The sequence below is a fragment of the Corallococcus sp. CA047B genome (assembly GCF_003612065.1).
Lineage (GTDB): Bacteria > Myxococcota > Myxococcia > Myxococcales > Myxococcaceae > Corallococcus > Corallococcus praedator.
In genome coordinates, this window is the sequence record NZ_RAWD01000433.1 from 1 (window position 1) to 6,466 (window position 6,466).

The following is a 6,466-nucleotide window of genomic DNA, read 5'->3' on the forward strand; positions in this document are numbered from 1 at the left end:
GCGCCTTCCAGGTCGCCTTGAGCCAGCCGGGACTTGCCCTGGGTCATGCACGCGGACGTCGACCCCATCGCGCACGCCTCCGCCCTCCCGAGAGGCCGAGCTGGCTCGCGCCGAGTCCGACATGGCCCGGCTGGAGGAGCGGCTCGCCGAACAGGTGGCCCGCGCCGCCGCCGACGCCGCGTCCCTCACCGAACGGCTCGACCAGATGCGCAAGGCCCTGGCCCGTCCGGAGAGCGCCGGCGACTCCCGCCTCTCCCAGTGGGCCATGCGCCTGGAGGACACCGAGTCCCCCGCCCTGCCCCCGGAGCTGGAGCAGCTGCGCGAGAAGGCCCTGGATGCGCGCGAGGCCGCCCTGGACACCCGCCGGCAGGCCGGGCTGGACCTCCAGTCCGCGCTGCGCGTGCACCAGGAGGACGCGGGCCGCGTGGTCAAGGCCCTGACGGACGCCGAGGCCGACCTGAAGCGCGTGGAGGCCGCCGCCAAGGCCCGCGCCGAAGCCGAGGCCAAGGCCCGCGCCGAAGCGGAAGCCCGGACCGAGGAGCTGGCCCGGCCCCCCGCCATGACGCCCGCGCGGTCCAAGGCGTCGGAGCGCACGTCCCGGGACGACACGCCCACCCGCTCGGACAAGCCCGGCCACAAGCTGCCCCTGCCGCCCGCGAAGGACGAGGCGCGCAGCAACGGCCGGGTGCGGATGCACACGACCATCGACATGCGCAGCGACTCCAACTTCTTCACCGGCTTCTCCATGGACATCAGCGAAGGCGGCATCTTCATCGCCACCGTGGAGGCGGTGCCGCGCGGCACGTCGGTGGACCTGGACTTCACGCTGCCGGGCGGACGGCCCCTCACGGTGAACGGCGTGGTGCGCTGGGCCCGCGACGGCAACGACCGCACCCCGGAGCTGATGCCCGGCGTGGGCGTGCAGTTCACCGCCCTGCCCCCGGAGGTGGCGCACGCCATCTCCTCGTTCGTCGCCACGCGCGACCCCATGTTCTATCCGGACTGAGCGCGCGGCCCGGGGGCCCGGCGGTCTGCTAGGACGCCGGGGATGATCGACCACCTGAGCTTCTACGCGACCGACTTCGCCGCCTCGAAGGCCTTCTACGAAGCGCTGCTGCCCACCCTGGGCTCCGGCCTCGTGATGGAGATGACGTCCACCTGGGACCCGGAGTTCCCCACACGCCGGATGGCCGCCTTCGGCCCGCCCCAGCGCCCCGTCCTGTGGATCATCGAAACGAAGGCCCCCGCCTCCCCCCGGCACGTGGCCTTCAGCGCGAAGGACCCCGAGGCCGTGGACGCCTTCCACCAGGCCGCGCTGAAGGCGGGAGGCCAGGACAACGGCGCCCCCGGCAAGCGGCCCCACTACCACGCTGGCTACTACGGCGCGTTCGTGCTCGACCCCGACGGAAACAACATCGAAGCGGTCCACCACGGCATGCCGTGAGGCGCGGTCCGTCACGGGGGGCGCACGGGCCCCTGTGATACATGCGACGTTTCCCCAAGAGGGTCTTCTCCGAACCACGCCGTCAATGCTATGCGCATCCGGGTAATCCATTTTTAAGCCGTACACCCGGACATCACTGACGACACCGGAGGGCCTCGGACGAGGCCTCCACGGAGAAGACACCTTGAAGCCCTCTTCCCTCATTGTTTCCCTGACCCTGGCGGGCGTGCTGTCCGCGTGCGGCCCGGGTGAAGTGCCCGAGCAGCAGCCGTCCTCCGTGGAGGACGTGGGAGCCGCCACGGCGGCGCTGGACTGCGCGGCGCTCAACGCGCCCGTGTACATGCGCGTGCGGCCGGCCACCGGCTCCAGCCTGTTGACGACGAACCCCACGGAGGCCACCAACGCGGGCACGACGTACGGCTTCACGGATGACCGGGGCACGCCCTTCAAGGCCTCCAAGACCGCGGTCACCGGCCTGTCGCCCGTCTACCGCCTGTACAGCCCGGGCAAGTCGGAGCACATCGTCACCATCGACGCCACGGAGCGCACGAACCTCATCGCCTCCGGCTACACCACCGACGAGGGCGTGGGCTTCTACGCCTCCAAGACGGCGGACGCGTGCCTCATCCCCGTGTACCGCTTCAACAACACGTCGCTGCAGAAGCACCGCCACGCCGTCACCCAGGCGGAGCGCGACAACCTCACCGCCGCGGGCTGGACGAGCGAGGGCATCCAGTTCTACGCGGCGCCCACCACCGCGCAGCCGGTGGACACGAAGTTCACCTTCGTGGTCATCCCCGACACGCAGCAGGAGACGGTGTACCAGCCCGCCCGGCTGACCCACCGCATGCAGTGGATCGCCGACAACAAGACGGCGCAGGACATCCGCTTCGTCATGCACACCGGCGACCTGATGGACTGGGACACCGCCGACCACATCCACTACCAGCGCGCCAGCGACTCGTTCCAGGTGCTGGACACGGCCCAGATTCCCTACGCCATCGCCCTGGGCAACCACGACACGGCGGCGGTGTGCCAGGGCGGCAGCGCGTGCCCGGGCAACGTCAACGCCAACCTGCGCAACACCACCACCTTCAACACGTACTTCCCGCTGTCGCGCTTCAAGGCGCTGGGCGGCGTGTTCGAGACGGGCAAGTGTGACAACGCCTACCACACGTTCAGCGCGGGCGGCCTGAACTGGCTGGTCGTGAACCTGGAGCTGTGGGCGCGCACGGACTCCGTGAACTGGGCGAAGACGGTGCTGGCGCAGTTCCCCAAGCACAACGTCATCTTCATCACCCACTCGCACCTCAACAGCAGCGGAGGCATCGAGCAGAGCAACGGCGGCTACGGCAACAACAGCCCGCAGTACGTGTTCAACAACCTCATCAGCCAGTACGCCAACGTGCGCTTCGTCTTCTCCGGCCACGTGGGCACCTCCGCCTACCGCACGGACACCGGCGTCCACGGCAACACCATCTACCAGATGCTCAACACGTATCACGACGGCACCACGAACCCGACGCGGCTCGTGGAGATCGACACCGCCGCCAACACCATCTCCACCCGCGTCTACGCGCCGCTGACGAACACGGAACGCGCGGATGGCACGAAGGCGTACAGCAACGTGAACTGGGTGCGCTGAAAGACGCAGCCGCGCCAGGTGACCGGGCCCGCTTCCCTGCCGAGGGGAGCGGGCCTTGTCGTTCCCACCTCAGGGCTGGTTCGGATCCGCGCCAATGCCCTTGAAGGGGTTGAACGTGTACGTCGTGGAGAACTGCGACGACGGGCTGAAGTAATACGCCGCGAGCTTCGCCGGGTCCTTGGCGATCTCCCCGCGCAGGATGGGGCCGTCGTTCTGATCATCCCAGCCCCAGGGCGCGTTCGCGGAGTTGGTGCCGCAGTTGCCCGCCGCCAGCCCGCAGCCACCGCCGGTGTCACCCCGGAAGGTCCCGTCGGAGACGAACAGCGTGGTGAGGTCCCGGCGCTGCCAGAGCCCCTCCGAGCCGTAGATGTCCAGCAGCTTGTAGCGCACGTCGGAGTCCGTCGCGGATGAGGGCTGCTCCGCGAGCGTCAGCGACGGGTAGTACTTCACGCCGTCTCCAACGATGTCGTAGTACGGCCACGCCTTGAGCCCGTGGCCCTTGGCCTCCTGCGCGGTGATGGGGTGCGACAGGCCCTCGAAGGACGCGAGCGACAGCGTGCCGTCCAGCGACTCCAACCCCGAGGTGAGCGGGCTGCCCGCCGGCACGTAGGAGAAGAAGTCCTTGTGCGCGACCGTCACCGCGCCGACGAGCGCGCCGTACTCGCTGCCGTCGCGCTGCACCACGAGGAGCACGCCCTCGCCGTCGTTCTCATGCTCCGTGTCGAAGATGGAGTCGGACCAGTCCCGGGGGTGGAAGAAGGTGTAGAGCAGGTACCAGTGCGAGGAGGTCTCCACCACCGACTGGTACGCGTGCGCGGTGAGCGCTCGCGAGCTGGTGTTGTCCCAGTTGTTCGTCCCGCTCCAGTCCCCGTCGAAGTCCACGCGGCTGATGAAGTCGGACTTGCCCGCGAGCGAGTGCGAGCCCGTGACGTCCACGTCCTGGTAGTGGATGGGCGCCCACCGCTTCGTGAGCGCCGCCCGCGCCGCCGTGGAACCCACGCCGTTCAGCAGGGACTGGCTCGCCTGCCCGAACGGGTCATCCTCCGACATGCCCTCTCCGCACGCGGTGAGCAATGTCAGGGCCGTGGTGACGGCGGTGAACACCAACACATCCGGAGAACGACGCAGCAGTGAGCGCATGGGGGCCTGCCTTTCGGGGGACCTCCAGACGCTACCCCGGAAGATACGTCACAGAAGCTTTAGTTGAATTTCCAGTTAAAACGGCTCAGGCAAGGCCCCTGTACGCGACCCTGCCCGGGTTCCCCAATCCCAGACAGTGTGCGGCCCCGGCGGAGGGATTCCCTTCTGTCCGGGGCCTGTGCATCTCAGCCGACGCGTCGCGGTGGTCCCGCGCCACGCCGGGGGCGGACATGGGGGGCAAGGCAGTGGGAGCGGTGGCGCTGGCCTGCGTGCTGGGGCTGGCGGCCTGTGGACAGGGCACGCCCATCTTTCCGACGACGTCGGCCCCGGTGGATGGACGGCAACACCCGATGGAGGGCGCGACCTGGACGGTGCTCGTCTACATGGCGGCGGACACGCCCCGGGAAGCGGATGGTCTGGCGAGTCTGCGGGAGCTGGTGGATGTGGGCACCGGCCCGGGGCTGTACATCGTCGCGCAGGTGGACCGCGCGCAGGGCTACAGCCATGCGCCGCTCGCGAACCTGCCGGACTGGACGACCACGAAGCGGCTGCTCGTGTTGCCCGGGTCGGTCCAGGAGCTGGCCGACCTGGGCGAGCAGGACATGGGCGATGCGGCGACGCTCTCCGACTTCATCGCCTGGGGTGTGCGGGCATATCCGGCGGACCGCTACGCGCTGGTGCTGTGGGACCACGCGGGCGCATGGACCGCGTTCGGCGTGGACGAGGACGCGCCGGGGGCGGACGGTGGCCGGGACGCCTTGAGCCTGACGGAGCTGCAGGCGGGCATCGACCGGGGACGGAGCGAGGCGGGCCTGTCGCAGTTCGCGCTCATCGGCTTCGACGCGGGCCTGATGGCCACCTACGAGGTGGCCAGGGTCCTGAGCCCCCACGGTGAATACCTGCTCGCCTCCGAGGAGGTGACACCCGGCCATGGCTGGGATTACGGCGCGCTGGCGCTCCTGCGGCAGGACCCGGCCAGCGGTCCGGTGGTGCTGGGGCAGCGGCTGCTGGAGGGGTATGGGCAGCGGGCGCAACGGGAGCACACGCAGGACGCCCTCACGCTGTCGCTGACGGACCTGTATGCGTTGGACGACCTCACGCGCGCGGTGGGCCGGTTCGCGGCGCTGACGCCGGAGTCGAACCCGACGCTGGCCGCGATGATTGTCGAAGCCCGGTCCTCCGCGCTGGAGTTCGGCCAGTCCCCGGACCCCACGCAGGCCTCCCACCTGGTGGACCTGGGAAGCCTGACGGCGCGCATGGCGGAGCAGACGCCGCACCAGTCCTCGCTGGAGGTGAAGATGCAGGAGGCGCTGGGCAGGGCGGTGGTGGCCCGGACACAGGGCTCCCAGACGTCCGCGTCCACGGGGCTGGCCATCTACTTTCCGCCGAGCCTGTCGCGGTACGACGCGGGCTACGACGCCCTGCCGGAAGTGACGGAGTGGCAACGGTTCCTGCGGCGCTTCCTGCATGGGCTCGACCGGTGACGGAGGCAGCACCCTGTCACCGTGCGGATTGAACAGACGACGTGCCTTCAACCACGCATGGCCGGCCCAGGGTGGAGACGTTGCACATCAAGACCGCGCCGGACTTCGCCAGGTCCCAGGTGTCCAGGTGGAGCAACGCCCCCCTGGCTGGTCGCGGAACACCTTGTGGTCCGAGGGGAAGGTGTACGTGTTCTTCACCAGGAAGGGCGCGAGGCGCACCGCCAGCGATTGCAGGACGCGGTGGCGCGTGTCGTCCACGCCGTCGCGGGGCGCCTCGTCGCGCCAGGCCGCATCCTTCGGGTCGCCGTAGAGCGACAGGGCGACGCTCGCCTCCGTCTGTCGCACGATGCGGGGATAGCCAGCGGCACGTAGCGGAAGTGCTCCTCGCGCGACGGAGGGCCGTCCGCACGGGCCGGAATGGCCTGCAGCGACAGCAGGAGCGCGGACGACAGCGACGAAACCACCGGCGTGTTTCACCGTGCGTCCTGGACCCGGGGGCCTACCGTCCTTCACCACACTTCACGGACCCGGGCTGATGGACAGTCGGACCCGAGGGGAATGCACATCGCGGTCGCAAACCCTATCGTATGCCCTCATCCGTCGGATACCGGACCCGGCTTTCCACGCGGGTGCGAAACACCGGACCGGTCCCCGCGGAAAAGACACACAATCCACGAGGGGGTGCGCCTGCTTCCCCCCAAGGAGACCCTGTCCGCATGAGCACGCCCACCCGGACCTCGCCCCCCCTTGGAG

6 protein-coding genes are annotated in these 6,466 nt (G+C 69.6%); 4 read left to right on the top strand and 2 right to left on the bottom strand.

The annotated features are described in order from the left end of the window. Positions 1–121: 121 nt before the first annotated feature. The 3 genes from D7X74_RS38075 to D7X74_RS38085 all read left to right on the top strand — a co-directional run bounded on the left by D7X74_RS38075 (position 122) and on the right by D7X74_RS38085 (position 3,089). Positions 122–1,006 (top strand): TIGR02266 family protein, encoded by an 885-nt coding sequence (locus D7X74_RS38075; protein WP_120537870.1) that lies wholly within the window; start codon positions 122–124, stop codon positions 1,004–1,006. A 42-nt stretch (positions 1,007–1,048) separates the two neighbouring features. Next, the gene (locus D7X74_RS38080; protein WP_120537871.1) at positions 1,049–1,444 is read left to right on the top strand and encodes a VOC family protein; all 396 of its coding nucleotides are present in this window, start codon (positions 1,049–1,051) and stop codon (positions 1,442–1,444) included. Positions 1,445–1,628: 184 nt separating this feature from the next. After that, complete coding sequence (locus tag D7X74_RS38085) at positions 1,629–3,089, top strand: metallophosphoesterase (protein ID WP_120537872.1); 1,461 nt, start codon at positions 1,629–1,631, stop codon at positions 3,087–3,089. Positions 3,090–3,158: 69 nt separating this feature from the next. Here the strand turns inward: D7X74_RS38085 and D7X74_RS38090 are convergent, their stop codons facing one another. After that, positions 3,159–4,229, bottom strand: a complete 1,071-nt coding sequence (locus D7X74_RS38090; protein WP_120537873.1) for a hypothetical protein — start codon at positions 4,227–4,229, stop codon at positions 3,159–3,161. Positions 4,230–4,459: 230 nt separating this feature from the next. On the opposite strand from D7X74_RS38090, the gene D7X74_RS38095 reads away from it, so the two are divergent. After that, positions 4,460–5,713 (top strand): clostripain-related cysteine peptidase, encoded by a 1,254-nt coding sequence (locus D7X74_RS38095; protein ID WP_120537874.1) that lies wholly within the window; start codon positions 4,460–4,462, stop codon positions 5,711–5,713. A gap of 87 nt (positions 5,714–5,800) precedes the next feature. Here D7X74_RS38095 and D7X74_RS38100 read toward each other — a convergent pair whose 3' ends face one another. Further along, complete coding sequence (locus D7X74_RS38100; RefSeq protein ID WP_120537875.1) at positions 5,801–6,058, bottom strand: hypothetical protein; 258 nt, start codon at positions 6,056–6,058, stop codon at positions 5,801–5,803. Positions 6,059–6,466: the final 408 nt, after the last annotated feature.